Raw genomic sequence first — 17,706 nt, 5'->3', positions numbered from 1 at the left:
CGGATGGCGGCCATTGCCCGCCCATCAGGTGGCGCACGCGGCGTAGGCGAGTCGTAGAATAGCGGCATTCCATTGCATACAGAGCCATACGGCCCGCCCGGAGACCCGCATGAACCACCCCACACCTGCCGCCGCCCTGGCGCGCCGCCCGTTCCCGTCCGCGCTGGCCGATGCCCTGACCTCCCGTTTCGGCGACCGCTTTTCCACCTCGAACGGCGTGCGCGAGCACCATGGCCGCGACGAATCGCCATTTCCGCCCGCCCTGCCCGATGCCGTGGTATTTGCCCACAGCACCGAGGAAGTGGCCGAGGTGGCCAGGCTGTGCAACACCCACGGCGTGCCGCTGATTCCCTACGGCGCCGGTTCGTCGCTCGAAGGCCACCTGCTGGCCGTTGCCGGCGGGGTCAGCCTTGACCTGTCGCAAATGAACCGCGTGCTGGCCGTCCATCCCGAAGACCTGACCGTCACCGTGCAGCCCGGCGTCACGCGCAAGCAGCTGAACCAGGAAATCAAGGACACGGGCCTGTTCTTCCCGATCGACCCGGGCGCGGACGCGTCGCTGGGCGGCATGTGCGCCACGCGCGCGTCGGGCACCAACGCCGTGCGCTACGGCACCATGCGCGAAAACGTGCTGGCCTTGACCGTGGTCATGGCCGACGGCCGCGTGATCCGCACCGGCACCCACGCGCGCAAGTCGTCGGCCGGCTACGACCTGACCCGCCTGTTCATCGGTAGCGAAGGCACGCTGGGCATCATCACCGAGGTCACGGTGCGCCTGTATCCGCAGCCCGAGGCCATTTCGGCTGCCGTATGCGCGTTCCCGAGCATGGGCGACGCGGTGCGTGCCACCATCCAGACCATCCAGCTGGGCGTGCCCGTGGCGCGCGTGGAATTCGTCGATGCGCTGGCCATCCGCGCCATCAACCGCCACGACAACCTGACGCTGCCCGAGACCCCGCACCTGTTCTTCGAATTCCACGGCACCGAGGCCGGCGTGCGCGAGCAGGCCGAGACCGTGCAGGAGATCGTGGCCGAGCATGGCGGCCAGGGCTTCGAGTGGGCCACCCGCCCCGAAGACCGCACGCGGCTCTGGAATGCCCGTCACACGGCCTACTTTGCGATGCTGCAGCTCAAGCCCGGCTGCCGCGCGGTGACCACCGACGTCTGCGTGCCGATTTCGCGCCTGGCCGATTGCGTGACCGAGACCGAGCGCGACCTGAACGCATCGTCGCTGCCCTGCCCGATCGTCGGCCATGTCGGCGACGGCAATTTCCACGTGGCGATCCTGGTCGATACCGGCAAGCCCGAGGAAATGGCCGAGGCCGAGGCCATCAACCGCCGGATCGTCGAGCGCGCGCTGTCGATGGGCGGCACTTGCACCGGCGAGCATGGCGTGGGGCTGCACAAGATCGGCTTTCTGGTGCAGGAGCACGGCGAGGACGCGCTGGACTTGATGCGCGCCATCAAGGACGCGCTGGACCCGAACCACATCCTGAACCCGGGCAAGATCTTCAGCGCGTCGCGCTGAGCCCGCGGCCATGGCATCGGTCTTCCAACGCGTTCCGCCGCTGCACCTGCTGATCGCCTTCGAATCGGCGGCGCGCCTGGGCAGCTTTGCCCGCGCGGCCGAGGAACTGTCGGTCACGCCCAGCGCGGTTTCGCATCGCATCAAGAACCTGGAGGAGCTCTGGGGCGAGGACCTGTTCGTGCGCTCGAACGCCGCGCTGCGGCTCACGGCGGCCGGCACGCGCTACCAGCGCAACGTGCAGGATGCGCTGAAATCGCTCAACGAACTGGCGCGCCCCGAGTACAACAAGCTGCGCACGCGCCTGCGCGTGGCCATTCCGCCCACCTTCGGGCGCCAGCACCTGGTGCCGCGCCTGCCCGAGTTCAGCGCGCTGTATCCGCATATCGACCTGGAACTGCACCTGGCGGTGCCGTTCCTGGATGTGAAGGCAGAGGATACCGACATCGAGATCCGCTACGGCACGGGCCGCTATCCGGACCTGAAGACCACCAAGCTGCTGGTGGAGCCGGTGTTCCCGGCGTGCGGCCGCGAATACTACGAGCGCGTGAACGGCTTTGCCATCACTAGGCCCGAGGACCTGCACAACCTGACGCTGCTGCGCAGCCCGCTGGAACCGTGGCGCCCGTGGTTCGAGACGGCGGGCCTGGACTGGCCCGAGCCGCAGACCGGCGCCCAGTTCAACGACATCGGCCTGATGCTGGAGGCCATCGTGTCGAACCAGGGCGTGGGCCTGGTGCGCCAGCGCATGGCGCGCCAGTGGCTGGCGGCCGGCCAGATGGTCAAGCTGCTCGATGTGGAATCGATCTCGCCGCACGGCTATTACATCGTCGAGCGCGAGCAGGCGCCGCTGCTGCCCGAGGCGCGCTACTTCATCGACTGGCTGCTCGGGCTGGACTGGTAGCGCCTGAGCCACTACGCTGGAAGCGTCCCCTGCCCGACGACGGTGTGCGCCGGTGCCGCCCCCCTGCCCGCGCCGGCATGAACCATTTTGATCGGGTCGGCATGCGGAATTCACGTGCCCGGGCGCCCGCCTGGCGAGGTGCCTGCGCTATAGTCTGCCGTCCCGGCCGCGTGCCTGCGAAGCAGCATGCGGCGCCCGGTCCGTCACAGGAGTTGCTGCCATGAACGCCCCGCAAGACGCCCGCACCGTTGCGGATGTATCCGCCCAAGCCGCCGATGGCCGCCGTGCCGCGCTGCTGGCCCGGCTGTCGGCCATCCTGCCCGACGCGGCCGTGCTGTGGCGGGCCGAAGACACCGTCCCCTACGAGTGCGATGGCCTGGCCGCCTACCGGCAGGTGCCCGATGCCGTGGTGCTGCCCGACACCGAGGACCAGGTCTGCGCCGTGCTGCGCCTGTGCCACGAACTCGGCGTGCCCGTAGTGCCGCGTGGTTCCGGCACCAGCCTGTCCGGCGGCGCCATGCCGGTCGCGGGCGGCCTGGTGCTGTCGCTGGCCAAGTTCAAGCGCATCCTGTCGGTCGATCCGTATTCGCGCACGGCGGTGGTCCAGCCCGGCGTGCGCAACCTGGCCATTTCCGAAGCGGCCGCGCCGCACAATCTCTATTACGCACCCGACCCGTCGTCGCAGATCGCCTGCTCCATCGGCGGCAACGTGGCCGAGAACTCCGGCGGCGTGCATTGCCTGAAGTACGGGCTGACCGTCCACAACGTGCTGCGCGTACGCGCGGTGACGATGGAGGGCGATGTGGTCGTGTTCGGCTCCGAGGCGCCCGATTCGCCGGGCCTGGACCTGCTGGCCACGATCATCGGCTCCGAAGGCATGCTGGCGGTGGTCACCGAGGTCACCGTCCGGCTCATCCCCAAGCCGCAGCTGGCGCAGGTCATCATGGCCAGCTTCGACGACGTGGAAAAAGGCGGCAATGCCGTGGCCGACGTGATTGCCGCGGGCATCATCCCGGCCGGCCTGGAGATGATGGATCGCCCCGCCACGGCCGCCGTGGAGGAATTCGTCAAGGCCGGCTACGACCTCGATGCCGCCGCCATCCTGCTGTGCGAGTCGGACGGCACGCCCGAGGAAGTGGCCGAGGAAATCGGCCGCATGAGCGAGGTGCTGCGCGCTTCGGGCGCCACGCGCATCACGGTGTCGCAGAACGAGGCCGAGCGCCTGCGCTTCTGGAGCGGCCGCAAGAATGCCTTCCCGGCCGCCGGCCGTATCTCGCCCGACTACTACTGCATGGACGGCACCATCCCGCGCAAGCACATCGGCACGCTGCTCAAGCGCATCGAACGGATGGAGCAGAAGTACGGCTTGCGGTGCATCAACGTGTTCCATGCCGGCGATGGCAACATGCACCCGCTGATCCTGTTCGATGGCGGCGACGTCGATGAATGGCACCGCGCCGAACTGTTTGGCGCCGACATCCTGGAGACCTGCGTCGAACTGGGCGGCACCGTGACCGGCGAGCATGGCGTGGGCGTCGAAAAGCTCAATTCGATGTGCGTGCAGTTCTCGCGCGAGGAATGCGAGGCGTTCTTCGGCGTGAAGGCGGCGTTCGATCCCGCGCGCCTGCTCAACCCGGACAAGGCCATCCCGACGCTGGCACGCTGTGCCGAATACGGCAAGATGCACGTCAGGCGCGGCCTGCTGCCCCACCCCGACATCCCGCGATTCTGATCGACGCGCCGGGCCCGGCGGGGGATGGCGGCACGCCGCCTGTTTATCCACCCGCCCCCGCTTACCCGTTTCGTCAGACATGCCACAACGCCACACCAACGCCATGATCCGCCAGCGCCTGGGCCAGCCCGAATCGGGCTGGCGCCAGCACTGGTACACGATCATCTTCGAAGCCGACACACGCCCGGGGCGACTGTTCGACGTCGTGCTGCTGATCGCCATCGTCGCCAGCGTCGGCGTGGTGATGCTGGACAGCGTGCCGTCCATCCACGCCCGGCTGGGCACGGCGTTCACGGCGCTGGAATGGATGTTCACGCTGCTGTTCACGGCCGAGTACGTCATGCGGCTGTGCGTGGTGAAGCGCCCGCTGCGCTACGCGCTGAGCTTCTACGGCATCATCGACTTCATCTCGATCATGCCCACCTGGGCGTCGTTCTTCGTGCCCGAGCTGGCGTTCCTGATCGACGTGCGGCTGCTGCGCCTGCTGCGGGTGTTCCGGATCCTCAAGCTCACGGTGTACTTCGAGGAGGCCGAGATCCTGGCCCGCGCACTGGCCAACAGCCGGCGCAAGATCTTCGTGTTCCTGGCCACCGTGTTCATCATCACGGTGATCCTGGGCACCGTGATGTACGTGGTCGAAGGCCCCGAGCACGGCTTCACCAGCATTCCGCTCAGCATGTACTGGGCCATCGTCACGCTGACCACCACGGGCTTCGGCGACATGGTGCCGAAGACGCCGATCGGGCAGTTCATCACGTCGCTGACGATCCTGCTGGGCTACGGGATCATCGCCTTCCCGACCGGCATCGTCGGCGCCGAGCTGGCCGCCAGCATCATCAAGCGGCCGCTGACCACGCGCTCGTGCGAGCAATGCCTGACCGAAGGGCACGAGCCGTCCGCCAGGTTCTGCCAGCACTGCGGCAGCGCGCTGCCGGCGTACCGCAGCGAGCCAGGCCTGGAGGGCCGGCTCGAAGGCGCCGTGGAGAACCGGCCGCCACCCAGGCCGCCGCGCCCATGATTGGCCCGATGCGCCCCTGACCCACCCACCCTATCACGACACGTCCTCATGCAAGCCACCCTCGACGCCACCCTCGCGACCTTCCGCGACGCGATTCGCCAGGCCGGCGACAGCCGCACTCCGCTGCGGCTGCGCGGCGGCGGCAGCAAGGATTTCTACGGCCAGGCGCTGATCGGCACCGTGCTCGACACGCGCGCGTATCGCGGCATCGTCGACTATGACCCGGCCGAGCTGGTGATCACCGCGCGCTGCGGCACGCCGCTGGCCGAGATCGAGGACGTGCTGGCCGAGCGCCGCCAGATGCTGGCCTTCGAGGCGCCCCATTTCGCCGCGCACGGCCAGGCCAGCACCGCCACGCTGGGCGGCGCCTTCGCGGCGGGGCTGTCGGGGCCGCGCCGACAGTCGGTGGGCGCCCTGCGCGATTTCGTGCTTGGCGCGCAGCTGATGGACGGCAAGGGCGAGATCCTGAACTTCGGCGGGCAGGTCATGAAGAACGTGGCCGGCTACGATGTATCGCGCCTGCTGGCCGGCTCGCTCGGCACGCTGGGCCTGGTCACCGAGGTATCGCTGAAGGTGCTGCCCGTGCCGTTCGACGACGCCACGCTGCGCTTTGCGTTGTCCCAGGCCGACGCCATCGACCAGCTCAACAAATGGGGCGGCAAGCCGTTGCCGATCGCGGCGTCGGCCTGGCATGACGGCGTGCTGTGTGTGCGCCTGAGCGGCGCCACCGCCGCCGTTTGCGCGGCGCGCGACAGCCTGGGCGGCGAGGTGGTGGATGCCAGCCACGCCCGACAGCTGTGGACCGCCCTGCGCGAGCAGACCTATCCGTTCTTCACCCCGGCACGCGACGCCGGCCGCGCGCTGTGGCGCATTGCCGTCCCGCCGGTGACAACACCGCTGGACCTGCCCGGCGAGCAACTGGTGGAATGGGGCGGCGGCCAGCGTTGGTGGCTGGCGCCCGACGACAGCGCCGCGTCGGCCGACCACGTCCGCGCAACCGCGCAGGCCGTGGGTGGCCATGCCACGCTGTTCCGCAACGGCGACAAGGCCGTGGGCGTGTTCACGCCGCTCGCGGCGCCGCTGGCGGCGATCCACCGGCGGCTGAAGGCCAGCTTCGATCCAGCGGGCATCTTCAATCCGCAGCGCATGTACAGCGGGCTTTGAGCCACGTCCGGACACGGTCCCCAACGATAACGATCCCCCACCATGCAAACCACACTGGCCGAATTCCTGCGCAACACGCCCGAAGGCGAAGAGGCGAAATCGATCGTCGGCAAATGCGTGCACTGCGGCTTCTGTACCGCCACCTGCCCCACCTACCAGCTGCTCGGTGACGAACTGGACGGCCCGCGCGGGCGCATCTACCTGATGAAGCAGGTGCTCGAAGGCAGCGCGGTGACCGAAAGCACGCGCCTGCACCTGGACCGCTGCCTGACCTGCCGCAACTGCGAATCGACCTGCCCGTCGGGGGTCACGTACGGGCGCCTGGTCGACATCGGCCGGCAGATCGTCGATGACCGGCTGGCCGAACAGGGGGTCCAGCGCCCCGCCAAACAGCGCATCGCGCGCTGGATGCTGCGCGAGGGCCTGACCCGGCCCGGGCTGTTCGGCCCGGCGCTGAAGCTGGGCCAGATCGTGCGGCCGCTGCTGCCGCAGACGCTGCGCAACAAGGTGCCGGCGCACCCGACGCCGCCGGGCACCTGGCCGCGCAGCGAGCATCCGCGCAAGATGCTGTTGCTCGACGGCTGTGTGCAGCCCGCCATGTCGCCCAACATCAATGCCGCGACGGCCCGCGTGTTCGACAAGCTCGGTGTGCAACTGGTGTTGGCGCGCGAGGCCGGCTGTTGTGGCGCGATCCGCTTCCACACCGGCGACCATGCGGGCGGGCTCGACAACATGCGCGCCAACATCGACGCCTGGTGGCCCCATATCCAGGCCGGCGCCGAGGCCATCGTCATGACGGCATCGGGCTGCGGCGCGATGGTCAAGGACTACGGCCACCTGCTGCGCAATGATCCGAAGTACGCCGAACGGGCCGCACGCGTGTCGGCGCTGACGCGCGACCTGTCCGAGCTGCTGCCCGACTTCGCCGACGACCTGCACCGGCTGGCCGGCGCGGTGCCGCGCGATGGCCGCCGCGTGGCGTGGCATCCGCCCTGCACGCTGCAGCACGGCCAGCAGATCCGCGGCAAGGTGGAATCGCTGCTGACGCGCCTGGGCGTGGACGTGCGGCTCTGCGCAGACAGCCACCTGTGCTGTGGCTCGGCGGGCACGTACTCGGTACTGCAGCCCGAGCTGTCGTACAAGCTGCGCGACGACAAGCTGGGCAAGCTCCAGGCCACGTCGCCCGATGCCATCGCCACGGCCAATATCGGCTGTATCACGCACCTGCAAAGCGGCACGGACACGCCGGTGATCCATTGGGTGGAGCTGGTGGACCGCATGCTGGCGCCCACAGTGGCGGCGCAGGCGGCGTAGGGATGGTTGCTCCCCTCTCCCGCAAGGCGGGAGAGGGGTCGGGGGAGAGGGGCCAGCGCCTGCATGGCGAGGGCCGTGTTCCCGGCGCAACGGCCCGGTGCCTCATCTTGCACGCATCTTGTCCGGGAGTAACATGGCGGCACATCGGATTCTCCCAAGCTGCCCCCATGCTCCAGACGTTTGCCATCCTGCTGGTCTTCCAGACCGTGGGCGAAGTCATCAGCTACGCCTTGCGCCTGCCCGTGCCCGGTCCCGTGCTCGGCATGTTGCTGCTGTTCGGCTGGCTCGTATTCGACAACCGGCTGCTGCCCGTGATCCAGGGCTCGGCCAATGACCTGCTCAAGCACCTGTCACTGCTGTTCGTGCCGGCCGGCGTCGGCATCATGGTGCATGCCAACCGCATCGGCAGCGAATGGCTGCCGATCGTCATCGCGCTGGTGATCTCCACCTGGGTGGCCATCGCCGTGACCGCGCTGGTCACGCGCGCACTGATGCGCAAGCCGCCCGCCGATGCCGTGGATGCCGGAGCCCAGCCATGATGTCGCCGCGCCTCAATGAAATCTGGGTGTACCTGGCCGCCAGTCCGCTGATCGGGCTGACCGCCACGCTGATTGCCTATGTGTTCGCGTTCCGCATCTACGAACGGGCGCGGTTCTCGCCGCTGGCCAATCCGGTGATGATCTCGGTGGCCATCCTGGTCACGGTGCTGACCGTAACTGGCACGCCGTACAAGACCTACTTCGACGGCGCGCAGTTCGTGCACTTCCTGCTGGGGCCGGCCACCGTGGCGCTGGCTGTGCCGCTGTACACGCAGTTGCCGAAGCTGCGCAGCAATGTGCTGCCGCTGCTGGCCGGCTTGCTGGCCGGTTCGGTGGCCGCCGTGGTGTCGGCGGTGGGCATCGCCTACCTGCTTGGGGCCTCGCCCGAGGTGGTGCTGTCGCTGGCGCCGAAGTCGGTGACGATCCCGATCGCGATGGGCGTGTCCGAAAAGATCGGCGGCCTGCCGTCGCTGACCGCCGTGCTGGTGATGGCCACCGGCATCATCGGCGCAATCAGCGCCACCGGCCTGCTGAACCTGCTGCGCGTGCGCGACTACACCGTGCGCGGCTTTGCCACGGGCGTGGCAGCCCACGGCATCGGCACGGCCCGGGCGTTTCAGGTCAGCCAGGAGGCCGGCGCGTTTTCGGCGCTGGGCATGGGGCTGAATGGCGTACTGACGGCCATCCTGGTGCCGGTGATGGCGGCCTGGATGCCGCATTGAGACCTCACCCGCGCCCCTGACATGCTCCTGACAGCACGCTGTCAGGAGTGTCCGCGCATGATCCGGTCTCCCGACATGACGAAGAGGAGCGCCACCATGGCCAACCCGTCCAATGCACTGGTCAACTGGCTGGAAATCCCGGTGACCGACATGAAGCGCGCAATGCAGTTCTACGAAACGGTGTTCGAGCATCCGCTACGCCGCGAAACCGTGGGCGACGTCGACCTGGCCGTATTCACCCATGCCAGCTCGGCCGGTGCGCTGGTGCGCGGCGAGCAATACCGGTCCAGCGCGTTCTACGGCCCGGTGCCGTATTTCAACGCCCCCCAACTCGACGACGTGCTGGCGCGCGTCACCTATGCCGGAGGCCGCACCGTGCGCGGCCCGGTACAGTTGCCCGACAACATGGGCCGCTTCGCCCATATCACCGACAGCGAAGGCAACCGGATCGGCCTGCACGAACCGGCCATGGTTGCCGCACCCGCCGCCGTCGCGCACTGACACCGCCATGAGCCGACGCGCCGACCGCCTTTTCCAGATCGTCCAGGTCCTGCGCGGGCGCCGCCTGACCACGGCCGCGCTGCTCGCGCAGCGGCTGGGCGTGTCCGAACGCACGGTCTACCGCGACATCCAGGCGCTGTCGCTGTCCGGCGTGCCTGTGGAGGGCGAAGCCGGCATCGGCTACCGCCTGCGGCCCGATTACGATGTGCCGCCGCTGATGTTCACGTCGATGGAAGTGGAGGCCATGGTGGCGGGCCTGCGCCTGCTCAAGGCCTGGGGCGGCGGCGCGCTGGCCGCCGCGGCCGAGCCATCGCTGGAAAAGCTGATGGCCGCCCTGCCGCCGCAACGGCGCCTGGCCGCGCAGCAGAGCCGCATCTTCGCGCCCGAATATGCCAACCACCCCGCCGTGCGCGAGGCGTTCGACATCGTCCACACGGCCATCGGCGCGCAGCGGCTGCTGCAGATCGACTATTCCGATGCGCAGCAGCGCGACACCGTGCGCGTGGTGCAGCCGCTGGGGTTGTTCTTCTGGGGCAATGTCTGGCTGGTGGCCGCCTGGTGCACGGCGCGCGAGGACTACCGCAGCTTCCGGCTGGACCGCTGCCGCAAGCTGACCATGCTGGCCGAGCATTTCCACGAAACGCCGGAGCGTTCGCTCAACGGCTTCCTGCGCGCGGTCCGGGCGGACTCGCACGGCTGAAGGCGGCCGCCGCCCGGTCCGTTTCAGGCGCCCGGATCGCTCAGCAGTGTCTCGATGTCGCCGCGAATCTCGTCAGGCTTGGTGGTCGGCGCATAGCGCTTGAAGATCGTGCCGTCGCGGCGCAGCAGGAACTTGGTGAAATTCCACTTGATGGCCTGCGTGCCCAGCAGCCCCGGCTTTTCCGACGTCAGCCACTTGTAGAGCGGATGCGCATCGGCGCCGTTGACATCGATCTTCGCGAACATCGGAAAGGTGACGTGGAAGCGCGATTCGCAGAACGCGCCGATCTGTTCGGCATCGCCCGGCTCCTGCTTGCCGAACTGGTTGCACGGAAAGCCCAGCACATCGAAGCCGCGCGTCTGGTAGCTGTCCTGCAGCGTCTGCAGACCCGCGTACTGGGGCGTGAAGCCGCACTCGCTGGCCGTGTTGACGATCAGCAGCACCTTGCCCCGGAAGTCGGCCAGCGGCACCGGCTGGCCTGCCAGCGAACTGGCCTCGAACTGGTAGACGTTGCTCATCGTCGGTCTCCTGAAAGGTAATGGGCGCAAGGATACCGCGCCCCGGCCGCCTGCGTCAGATCACGTTCAGGTGTTCGGTGCCGGCGCCAAGATCCGCGTCGCGATGCCGCGTGCTATGGAGCTTGATCATCAGGCGCAGGTCGTTCAGCGAGTCGGCGTTCTTGAGCGCGTCCTCGTAGGTGATCTTCTCGGCCTCGTACAGTTCGAACAGCGCCTGGTCGAACGAGATCATGCCCTGCTCACGCGATTTCTTGATGACTTCCTTGAGCTCGTGGATCTCGCCCTTGAAGATCAGGTCGGCCACCAGTGGCGTGCCGATCATGATTTCCACGGCCGGCACGCGGCCCTTGCGGCCGGCGCGCGGCAGCAAACGCTGCGAGATCATCGCCTTCAGGTTCAGCGACAGGTCGATCAGCAGCTGCTGGCGCTTTTCCTCGGGGAAGAAGTTGACGATCCGGTCGATGGCCTGGTTGGCGTTGTTCGCATGCAGCGTGGCCAGGCACAGGTGGCCCGTCTCGGCGTACTGCATCGCGTATTCCATCGTCTCGCGGTCGCGAATTTCGCCGATCAGGATCACGTCGGGCGCCTGGCGCAGCGTATTCTTCAGTGCGATGTGCCACGACTCGGTATCGATGCCCACCTCGCGCTGCGTGACGATGCAGTTCTGGTGCGCATGCACGTACTCGATCGGGTCCTCGATCGTGATGATGTGGCCGTACGAGTGCGCGTTGCGGTGGTCCAGCATGGCCGCCAGCGAGGTCGACTTGCCCGAGCCCGTGGCGCCGGTCACGATCACCAGCCCGCGCTTGGACATCACGATGTCATGCAGCGACTGCGGCAGGTCCAGGTCTTCCACCGACGGGATGCGCGTGTTGATGGTTCGCACGACCATGCCGGCGCGGCCCTGCTGGATGAACGCCGACACCCGGAAGCGGCCCGCGTTGGGCGCCGTGATCGCGAAGTTGCATTCGCGCGTGTCGTCGAACTCCTTCACCTGGCGCTCGTTCATGATTGAACGCACCAGGCCCAGCGCCTGCGTCGGGTTCAGCGGCTGCTGCGACACCGGCGTGATCTTGCCGTCGACCTTGATGGCCGGCGGGAATTCGGAGGTGATGAACAGGTCCGAGCCGCGGTTGTTCACCATCAGCTCGAGCAGATCGTTGATGTACTTCGATGCGGATTCGCGGTCGAGCATGATCGCCCCTTAGCCCATGAATGCGTCCGGGTTCTTCGCAATCGCCCGCGCATCGTTGTAGTTGATCATGCCGCGCTTGATCAGGTCGCCCAGGCACTGGTCCAGCGTCTGCATGCCCATGCCGCTGGACGTCTGCATCATCGAGTACATTTGCGCAATCTTGTTCTCGCGGATCAGGTGGCGGATGGCGGGCGTGGCGATCATGATCTCGTGCGCCGCGGTGCGGCCATTGCCGTCGCGCGTCTTGAGCAGCGTCTGCGAGATCACGGCCTCCAGCGATTCGGACAGCATGGTCCGGACCATGTCCTTTTCCTCGGGCGGGAACACGTCCACCACCCGGTCGATGGTCTTGGCGGCCGAACTGGTGTGCAGGGTGGCAAAGACCAGGTGGCCGGTTTCCGCCGCCGTCAGCGCCAGGCGGATTGTTTCCAGATCCCGCAATTCGCCCACCAGGATCACGTCCGGGTCTTCCCGCAGCGCCGAACGCAGCGCATTGGCAAACGAATGCGTGTGCGGCCCCAGCTCGCGCTGGTTGATCAGGCTCTTTTTTGAGTTGTGGACGAATTCGATCGGGTCCTCCACCGTGAGGATGTGGCCCATGTCGTTGTCGTTGCGATGGTCGACCATCGCCGCCAGCGTGGTGGACTTGCCCGAACCGGTCGGCCCGGTCACCAGCACCAGTCCGCGCGGCTTCATGCACAGGTCGGCGAACACCGCCGGCGCATGCAGGTCGTCGAGCGTCAGCACCTTCGACGGAATGGTACGGAATACGGCGGCCGAGCCGCGCTGCGTGGTATAGGCGTTGACCCGGAAACGGGACAGGCCCGAGATCTCGAACGAGAAATCGACCTCCAGCCGTTCTTCATAGGATTTGCGCTGAACGTCGCTCATGATGTCGTACACCATGGCGTGGACGTCCTTGTGCGTCATCGCCGCGACGTTGATGCGGCGCATGTCCCCGTGAATACGCACCATCGGCGGCATGTCGGCCGAGAGGTGAAGATCGGATGCCTTGTTCTTGACCGCGAAGGCCAGAAGCTGTGCGATGTCCATCTATAATGACCCCACCCTGAAAGAGGCCCTGGCGCGAATATCGATTTGCCGGGCCTTCAAAGGTTTATTGTTGTACTTCTAGTTGTACTTCTTCGAATATATCCGCTGGATTATGTCTGTAATCGCCGCCAACTTGCAAGCCGTGAAAAATGACATCGCGGCGGCCGCACAACAAGCCGGCAGGGCGCCGGCCGATGTCACATTGCTGGCGGTTTCCAAGACGGTTTCGGCGCATCGGGTCCGCGAGGCCTTCGACGCCGGCCAGCGGGCTTTCGGCGAGAACTATGTCCAGGAAGGCGTGGAAAAGATCGCCGCGCTGGACGCGCTGCGCGGCCAGATCCAGTGGCATTTCATCGGCCCCCTGCAAAGCAACAAGACGCGGCCGGTGGCCGAGCAGTTCGACTGGGTCCATGCCATCGACCGGCTGAAGATCGCCGAGCGGCTGTCCGCCCAGCGTCCGGCAGGGCTGCCGCCGCTGCAGGTCTGCATCCAGGTCAATATCAGCAACGAGGACACCAAGAGCGGCGTGGCGGCGGCCGAGGTGCCGGCGCTGGCCCAAACCATCGCGGCGCTGCCGAACCTGCGGCTGCGCGGCCTGATGGCCATTCCGGCGCCAGCGGCCGACCCGGCCGCCCAGCGTCAACCGTTTGCCGCCCTCCGTGCGTTGCTTGATCAACTGCGGCAATCCGGGCTACACGTGGACACGCTCTCGATGGGCATGTCCGCCGACATGGACGCGGCCATTGCCGAGGGCGCCACGCTGGTGCGTATCGGCACCGCGATTTTCGGCGCGCGGCGCTGATGGCGCCCGGCAGGGTCCGCGCCGTCTTTCGCATCCCATGACATGAAAAAACGCCGGCCGCCACGTATCGCGCCGGCACACCAGGAAACCTGATGCTCGATTCCCTCACCTTTGGCTTTCTCGGCGGTGGCAACATGGCCTCTGCCCTGATCGGCGGCCTGGTGGCCCGTGGCGTGCCGGCCGGGTCGATCCGCGTGGTCGATCCCTCGGAAGATGCCCGCCAGCGCCTGGCCCAGAGCGGCGTCAAGGCGCTGGCTGCGCCCGACGCCGCCTTTGGCGCCAGCAACGTGATCGTGCTGGCCGTCAAGCCGCAGCAGTTCCGTGACGCCGTCGCCGCGCTTGAGCCGCTGCTGACCGACAACCTCATCATCAGCGTCGCGGCCGGCATCCGGCTGCAGGACATGGCCCGCTGGCTGGGCCGCAGCCGTCTGGTGCGCGCCATGCCGAACACGCCCGCGCTGGCCGGCTTGGGCATGACCGGCCTGGCCGCAGCCCCGGGTCTGTCCGGCGCCGACCGGGATATCGCCACGGCCGTGGCCGAAGCCGTGGGCCAGTGCGTCTGGGTGGACAACGACGACCAGATCGACGCCGTCACCGCGATCTCGGGCAGCGGGCCGGCCTACGTGTTCTATTTTGTGGAGGCGATGGAGCGCGCGGCCGTGGAAATGGGATTGTCCGCCGAACAGGGCCGGAAACTGGCCGTGGAAACGTTCCGTGGCGCGGCGGCGCTGGCGGCCGAATCTCCCGAGCCGGTGGCCACGCTGCGCGAGCGCGTCACGTCCAAGGGCGGCACGACTTATGCCGCCTTGACGGCGATGGATGCCAGCGGCATGAAGGACGCTTTCGTCAAGGCCATGCACGCCGCCGCCGCGCGCGGACGCGAGATGGGTGCGGAGTTCGGCAAGGATTGACGGGATGGCGCCGTGCTTCCATGCCATGGAAGCGCGGCGCAAACAACCGGTCTATTTCAGCAGGTAAGCCGCGAAGGCGCCCGCAAACACGCAGGCGCCCAGCCAGTTGTTGTGCCGGAACGCGGCAAAGCACTTCATGCGGTCCCGCTCGCGGATCAGCGTGTAGTGGTAACCCGCCAGCACGGCGGCCGCCACCAGCCCGGCGTAGTAGGCCCAGCCCAGGCCCAGCAGTGCGCCGGCCCCGGCCATCAGCCCCAGAAAGGCCGCGTAGCAGATCATGATCGCGGCCACGTCGAAGCGACCGAACGTGATGGCCGACGTCTTCATGCCCAGCAGCAGGTCGTCGTCACGATCGACCATCGCATAGGCGGTGTCGTACGCCACCGCCCAAAACACGTTGCCCAGCAGCATCAGCCAGGCCACGACCGGCACCTCGCCCTGGATGGCGGCGAACGACATCGGAATGCCAAACCCGAAGGCAATGCCCAGGTAGGCCTGCGGAATCGCAAAGAACCGCTTGAAGAACGGGTAGGTCCCGGCCAGCACCGCCGCCACGACGGCCAGCCATTTGGTCAGCCCGTTCAGCGGCAGGATCAGCGCGAACGCGATCAGCGCCAGCACGGCGGCCACGGCCAGCGCTTCCCAGCCGGCGATCAGCCCGGCGGTCAGCGGCCGCTCCCTGGTGCGCTTCACGTGCTTGTCGAAATCGCGGTCGGCCCAGTCGTTGATGGCGCAGCCCGCCGAGCGCATCAGGAACGTGCCGGCGAAGAAGATCCAGAAAATCTGCCAGGACGGCGGCCCGCCGGCAGCCATCCACATCGCCCAGAGCGTGGGCCACAGCAGCAGCAGCGTGCCGATTGGCTTGTCGATGCGTACAAGTCGGGCATACAGCGCAATTCGGCTTGGATGATGGGGGGCGGCGGAGGGATGAGACATGGCGGCGGACTTCTGACGAAACTTCCGGCAATACTACCGGCAATACCAAGCAAAAACGCGCCTTCGGCATGCCGAAGGCGCGTCGTACCGGTTCAACCGGTGTGCGGCATGGCCGGAATCAGGCCAGCAGCGAGCGCAGCATCCACGCGGTCTTTTCGTGCGTCTGCATGCGCTGGGTCAGCAGGTCGGCCGACGGCTCGTCGCCGGCGGCGTCGATCACGCCGAACAGCGAACGCGCGGTGCGCACCACGGCCTCCTGGCCTTCCACGAGCTTGCGGATCATCTCGGTGGCTTCGGGCACGCCCTCTTCCTCGGCGATCGACGACAGCTTCGCGTATTCCTTGTACGTACCCGGAGCCGGGTAGCCCAGCGCGCGAATCCGCTCGGCAATCGCGTCAACGGCCAGCGCCAGTTCGGTGTACTGCGTCTCGAACATGGTATGCAGCGTGTTGAACATCGGGCCCGTCACGTTCCAGTGGAAGTTGTGGGTCTTGAGATAGAGGGTGTAGGTGTCAGCCAGCAGCTTGCTCAGGCCTTCCGCGATCTTCTTGCGGTCCTTGTCCGAAATACCGATGTTCACGCTCATCTCATTCTTCTTTGCCATTTTTTAAGCTCCATTCTGGTCTGGCCACGAGGATCGACCGCCCGCGCTACACGGACGAGCAGCGGCCATTATCGTATCAGGTTCAAGTCAGAAGGACGGACAGCCCCCGGGCCGCGTCAAGGAACATGACCATCGCGCCCAGCGCCACGACGGCCATGCCGATTTCCTTGCGCACCACCTTGCGGTGCAGCCGCCCGGCGCCGCCGTCGCGCACCGCGTCGGCTTTCAGCTGCCGGAACTCGCTCACGAAAAGATTCAGCATTGCCATGACGATTCTCCAACTGTTTTTCGAGGGTCCGGCACGTCCGCATGACGTGTCCCGCACCCGATGGAAGCAGTCTAATTCCGCGCTATCGATGTGGCTATTTGATAATTTCAACCTATCGAATAGGGGATGACTATATCCCTGTCCCGCGTAGGGGATTGCCTGGAATGTGGTGATTTCGGCACGAAAAACAGAAACGGCAGGGTCTCCCCTGCCGTTCGATGACATCGCCCAAGGCCGGCGACATCAGGCGGCCACGGCTTCCTCGGCCAGCGTGCTGCCGAGCTTGCGCACGCCGGGCAGGTCGCACGCGGTCACGGCGTTGGCCAGCGCCTCCATGGCGGGCAGGCGCGTGAAGCTCTTGCGCCAGGCCAGCACCACACGGCGGTCTGGCACCGGGTCGGCGAACGGCACGTACGACAGCATGTCGTTGCGCGGCTTGAGATCGGGCACCGACGTGCGCGGCAGCACCGTGATGCCCACGCCGCTGGCCACCATATGGCGGATGGTTTCGAGCGACGACCCCTCGAACGTCTTCTGGATGCCGTCGGCTGCCTGCGAGAAGCGCGACAGTTCCGGACACACGCCCAGCACGTGATCGCGGAAGCAGTGGCCGCTGCCCAGCAGCAGCATGGTCTGCTGCTTCAGTTCGTCCGGGTCCACCCTGGTCTGCTCGGCAAGCTTGTGCCCGCGCGGCACGGCCACCACGAATGGCTCGTCATAGAGCGGACGCACCGTCAGGCCTGAATCCGGGAACGGCTCGGCCATGATCGCGCAGTCGATTTCACCCTGCTTGAGCAGCTCGATCAGCTTGTTCGTGTAGTTTTCCTGCAGCATCAGCGGCATCTGCGGCACGGTGTCGATCATCTGCTTGACCAGCGCCGGCAGCAGGTACGGCCCGATCGTGTAGATGACGCCCACGCGCAGCGGTCCGGCCAGCGGGTCCTTGCCCTGCTTGGCGATTTCACGAATCGCCATGGTCTGTTCCAGCACGCGCTGGGCCTGCGCCACGATCTGTTCGCCGATGGCCGTCACCGACACCTCGGACGTGCCGCGCTCGAAAATCTGCACGGTGAGCTCGTCTTCCAGCTTCTTGATGGCAACCGACAGCGTCGGCTGCGAAACGAAGCACGCCTCGGCCGCCCGGCCGAAATGGCGCTCGCGCGCTACGGCAACGATGTACTTGAGTTCGGTGAGCGTCATGATTAATCAAATCCGGTTAGGCGATAGATTTTAGCTTCGATTGCGTCGTCTGTCAGATCGCCGAAGCAATGTCAGTCATCCACCACTTTTTCGGACCCGC

General features: G+C 66.9%; 19 protein-coding genes. 12 read left to right on the top strand and 7 right to left on the bottom strand.

All coding sequences use genetic code 11. The features are described 5' to 3' along the window. Window positions 1–109: 109 nt before the first annotated feature. The 10 genes from AC3G88_RS00870 (at window position 110) to AC3G88_RS00825 (ending at window position 10,119) form a co-directional block, all read left to right on the top strand. Window positions 110–1,528: an FAD-binding oxidoreductase gene (locus tag AC3G88_RS00870; protein ID WP_400391399.1), complete on the top strand. Its 1,419-nt coding sequence runs from the start codon at window positions 110–112 to the stop codon at window positions 1,526–1,528. Between the two features lie 10 nt (window positions 1,529–1,538). Next, window positions 1,539–2,429, top strand: a complete 891-nt coding sequence (locus tag AC3G88_RS00865; RefSeq protein ID WP_488773483.1) for a LysR substrate-binding domain-containing protein — start codon at window positions 1,539–1,541, stop codon at window positions 2,427–2,429. 220 nt (window positions 2,430–2,649) lie between these two features. Then, window positions 2,650–4,161, top strand: a complete 1,512-nt coding sequence (locus tag AC3G88_RS00860) for an FAD-linked oxidase C-terminal domain-containing protein (RefSeq protein WP_400391393.1) — start codon at window positions 2,650–2,652, stop codon at window positions 4,159–4,161. Between the two features lie 79 nt (window positions 4,162–4,240). Further along, on the top strand, window positions 4,241–5,179 hold the full coding sequence (locus AC3G88_RS00855; RefSeq protein WP_400391391.1) for an ion transporter: 939 nt from the start codon (window positions 4,241–4,243) through the stop codon (window positions 5,177–5,179). 48 nt (window positions 5,180–5,227) lie between these two features. Then, window positions 5,228–6,343 carry a glycolate oxidase subunit GlcE gene (gene glcE, locus AC3G88_RS00850; protein ID WP_488773484.1) on the top strand — a complete coding sequence of 372 codons (1,116 nt, stop codon included), beginning with the start codon at window positions 5,228–5,230 and terminating at the stop codon, window positions 6,341–6,343. Between the two features lie 42 nt (window positions 6,344–6,385). Beyond that, window positions 6,386–7,657 (top strand): glycolate oxidase subunit GlcF, encoded by a 1,272-nt coding sequence (glcF, locus tag AC3G88_RS00845; protein ID WP_488892975.1) that lies wholly within the window; start codon window positions 6,386–6,388, stop codon window positions 7,655–7,657. A gap of 167 nt (window positions 7,658–7,824) precedes the next feature. Next, window positions 7,825–8,196 (top strand): CidA/LrgA family protein, encoded by a 372-nt coding sequence (locus AC3G88_RS00840; RefSeq protein WP_400391383.1) that lies wholly within the window; start codon window positions 7,825–7,827, stop codon window positions 8,194–8,196. Further along, window positions 8,193–8,918, top strand: coding sequence for an LrgB family protein (locus tag AC3G88_RS00835; protein ID WP_153947309.1), 726 nt, complete (start codon window positions 8,193–8,195; stop codon window positions 8,916–8,918). Before AC3G88_RS00840 ends, AC3G88_RS00835 begins: the two co-directional genes overlap by 4 nt. Before the next feature lie 96 nt (window positions 8,919–9,014). After that, window positions 9,015–9,419 (top strand): VOC family protein, encoded by a 405-nt coding sequence (locus tag AC3G88_RS00830; RefSeq protein WP_153947308.1) that lies wholly within the window; start codon window positions 9,015–9,017, stop codon window positions 9,417–9,419. A gap of 7 nt (window positions 9,420–9,426) precedes the next feature. Next, complete coding sequence (locus AC3G88_RS00825; protein WP_092601546.1) at window positions 9,427–10,119, top strand: helix-turn-helix transcriptional regulator; 693 nt, start codon at window positions 9,427–9,429, stop codon at window positions 10,117–10,119. A gap of 23 nt (window positions 10,120–10,142) precedes the next feature. Here AC3G88_RS00825 and AC3G88_RS00820 read toward each other — a convergent pair whose 3' ends face one another. From AC3G88_RS00820 to AC3G88_RS00810, 3 genes are read right to left on the bottom strand one after another with little or no spacing between them, the layout of a single operon-like run. Beyond that, window positions 10,143–10,637, bottom strand: coding sequence for a glutathione peroxidase (locus tag AC3G88_RS00820; RefSeq protein ID WP_400391373.1), 495 nt, complete (start codon window positions 10,635–10,637; stop codon window positions 10,143–10,145). 55 nt (window positions 10,638–10,692) lie between these two features. Next, a complete protein-coding gene (locus AC3G88_RS00815) occupies window positions 10,693–11,832 on the bottom strand; it encodes a PilT/PilU family type 4a pilus ATPase (RefSeq protein WP_153947305.1) in 1,140 nt (379 codons plus the stop codon). Between the two features lie 9 nt (window positions 11,833–11,841). Further along, window positions 11,842–12,885, bottom strand: coding sequence for a type IV pilus twitching motility protein PilT (locus AC3G88_RS00810; protein ID WP_153947304.1), 1,044 nt, complete (start codon window positions 12,883–12,885; stop codon window positions 11,842–11,844). A gap of 112 nt (window positions 12,886–12,997) precedes the next feature. Between AC3G88_RS00810 and AC3G88_RS00805 the strand changes: the two genes are divergently transcribed. Next, window positions 12,998–13,687 carry a YggS family pyridoxal phosphate-dependent enzyme gene (locus AC3G88_RS00805; RefSeq protein ID WP_488892974.1) on the top strand — a complete coding sequence of 230 codons (690 nt, stop codon included), beginning with the start codon at window positions 12,998–13,000 and terminating at the stop codon, window positions 13,685–13,687. Window positions 13,688–13,779: 92 nt separating this feature from the next. After that, window positions 13,780–14,598, top strand: a complete 819-nt coding sequence (gene proC / locus AC3G88_RS00800) for a pyrroline-5-carboxylate reductase (RefSeq protein ID WP_488892973.1) — start codon at window positions 13,780–13,782, stop codon at window positions 14,596–14,598. 51 nt (window positions 14,599–14,649) lie between these two features. Here the strand turns inward: proC and ubiA are convergent, their stop codons facing one another. The 4 genes from ubiA to AC3G88_RS00780 form a co-directional block, all read right to left on the bottom strand. Continuing rightward, complete coding sequence (ubiA, locus tag AC3G88_RS00795) at window positions 14,650–15,534, bottom strand: 4-hydroxybenzoate octaprenyltransferase (RefSeq protein WP_488892972.1); 885 nt, start codon at window positions 15,532–15,534, stop codon at window positions 14,650–14,652. A gap of 118 nt (window positions 15,535–15,652) precedes the next feature. Next, on the bottom strand, window positions 15,653–16,138 hold the full coding sequence (locus tag AC3G88_RS00790) for a Dps family protein (RefSeq protein ID WP_153947300.1): 486 nt from the start codon (window positions 16,136–16,138) through the stop codon (window positions 15,653–15,655). Window positions 16,139–16,220: 82 nt separating this feature from the next. Continuing rightward, the gene (locus AC3G88_RS00785) at window positions 16,221–16,406 is read right to left on the bottom strand and encodes a hypothetical protein (RefSeq protein WP_153947299.1); all 186 of its coding nucleotides are present in this window, start codon (window positions 16,404–16,406) and stop codon (window positions 16,221–16,223) included. A gap of 243 nt (window positions 16,407–16,649) precedes the next feature. After that, window positions 16,650–17,606: a LysR substrate-binding domain-containing protein gene (locus tag AC3G88_RS00780; RefSeq protein WP_488773490.1), complete on the bottom strand. Its 957-nt coding sequence runs from the start codon at window positions 17,604–17,606 to the stop codon at window positions 16,650–16,652. Window positions 17,607–17,706: the final 100 nt, after the last annotated feature.

It is taken from the genome of Cupriavidus sp. 86D6, assembly GCF_057815095.1.
Note: the sequence above shows the minus strand (reverse complement) of the source record. Positions and strands in the feature narration are given on the sequence as shown.

Bases quoted from the DNA above. Each gene is read 5' to 3' on its own strand.
- AC3G88_RS00840 (WP_400391383.1), top strand. From the start codon at position 7,825: ATGCTCCAGACGTTTGCCATCCTGCTGGTCTTCCAGACCGTGGGCGAA.
- AC3G88_RS00785 (WP_153947299.1), bottom strand. From the start codon at position 16,406: ATGGCAATGCTGAATCTTTTCGTGAGCGAGTTCCGGCAGCTGAAAGCC.
- AC3G88_RS00815 (WP_153947305.1), bottom strand. From the start codon at position 11,832: ATGCTCGACCGCGAATCCGCATCGAAGTACATCAACGATCTGCTCGAG.
- proC (WP_488892973.1), top strand. From the start codon at position 13,780: ATGCTCGATTCCCTCACCTTTGGCTTTCTCGGCGGTGGCAACATGGCC.
- AC3G88_RS00835 (WP_153947309.1), top strand. From the start codon at position 8,193: ATGATGTCGCCGCGCCTCAATGAAATCTGGGTGTACCTGGCCGCCAGT.
- glcE (WP_488773484.1), top strand. From the start codon at position 5,228: ATGCAAGCCACCCTCGACGCCACCCTCGCGACCTTCCGCGACGCGATT.
- AC3G88_RS00805 (WP_488892974.1), top strand. From the start codon at position 12,998: ATGTCTGTAATCGCCGCCAACTTGCAAGCCGTGAAAAATGACATCGCG.
- AC3G88_RS00830 (WP_153947308.1), top strand. From the start codon at position 9,015: ATGGCCAACCCGTCCAATGCACTGGTCAACTGGCTGGAAATCCCGGTG.
- AC3G88_RS00820 (WP_400391373.1), bottom strand. From the start codon at position 10,637: ATGAGCAACGTCTACCAGTTCGAGGCCAGTTCGCTGGCAGGCCAGCCG.
- AC3G88_RS00825 (WP_092601546.1), top strand. From the start codon at position 9,427: ATGAGCCGACGCGCCGACCGCCTTTTCCAGATCGTCCAGGTCCTGCGC.
- AC3G88_RS00780 (WP_488773490.1), bottom strand. From the start codon at position 17,606: ATGACGCTCACCGAACTCAAGTACATCGTTGCCGTAGCGCGCGAGCGC.
- AC3G88_RS00855 (WP_400391391.1), top strand. From the start codon at position 4,241: ATGCCACAACGCCACACCAACGCCATGATCCGCCAGCGCCTGGGCCAG.
- AC3G88_RS00790 (WP_153947300.1), bottom strand. From the start codon at position 16,138: ATGGCAAAGAAGAATGAGATGAGCGTGAACATCGGTATTTCGGACAAG.
- AC3G88_RS00870 (WP_400391399.1), top strand. From the start codon at position 110: ATGAACCACCCCACACCTGCCGCCGCCCTGGCGCGCCGCCCGTTCCCG.
- AC3G88_RS00860 (WP_400391393.1), top strand. From the start codon at position 2,650: ATGAACGCCCCGCAAGACGCCCGCACCGTTGCGGATGTATCCGCCCAA.
- AC3G88_RS00865 (WP_488773483.1), top strand. From the start codon at position 1,539: ATGGCATCGGTCTTCCAACGCGTTCCGCCGCTGCACCTGCTGATCGCC.
- ubiA (WP_488892972.1), bottom strand. From the start codon at position 15,534: ATGTCTCATCCCTCCGCCGCCCCCCATCATCCAAGCCGAATTGCGCTG.
- glcF (WP_488892975.1), top strand. From the start codon at position 6,386: ATGCAAACCACACTGGCCGAATTCCTGCGCAACACGCCCGAAGGCGAA.
- AC3G88_RS00810 (WP_153947304.1), bottom strand. From the start codon at position 12,885: ATGGACATCGCACAGCTTCTGGCCTTCGCGGTCAAGAACAAGGCATCC.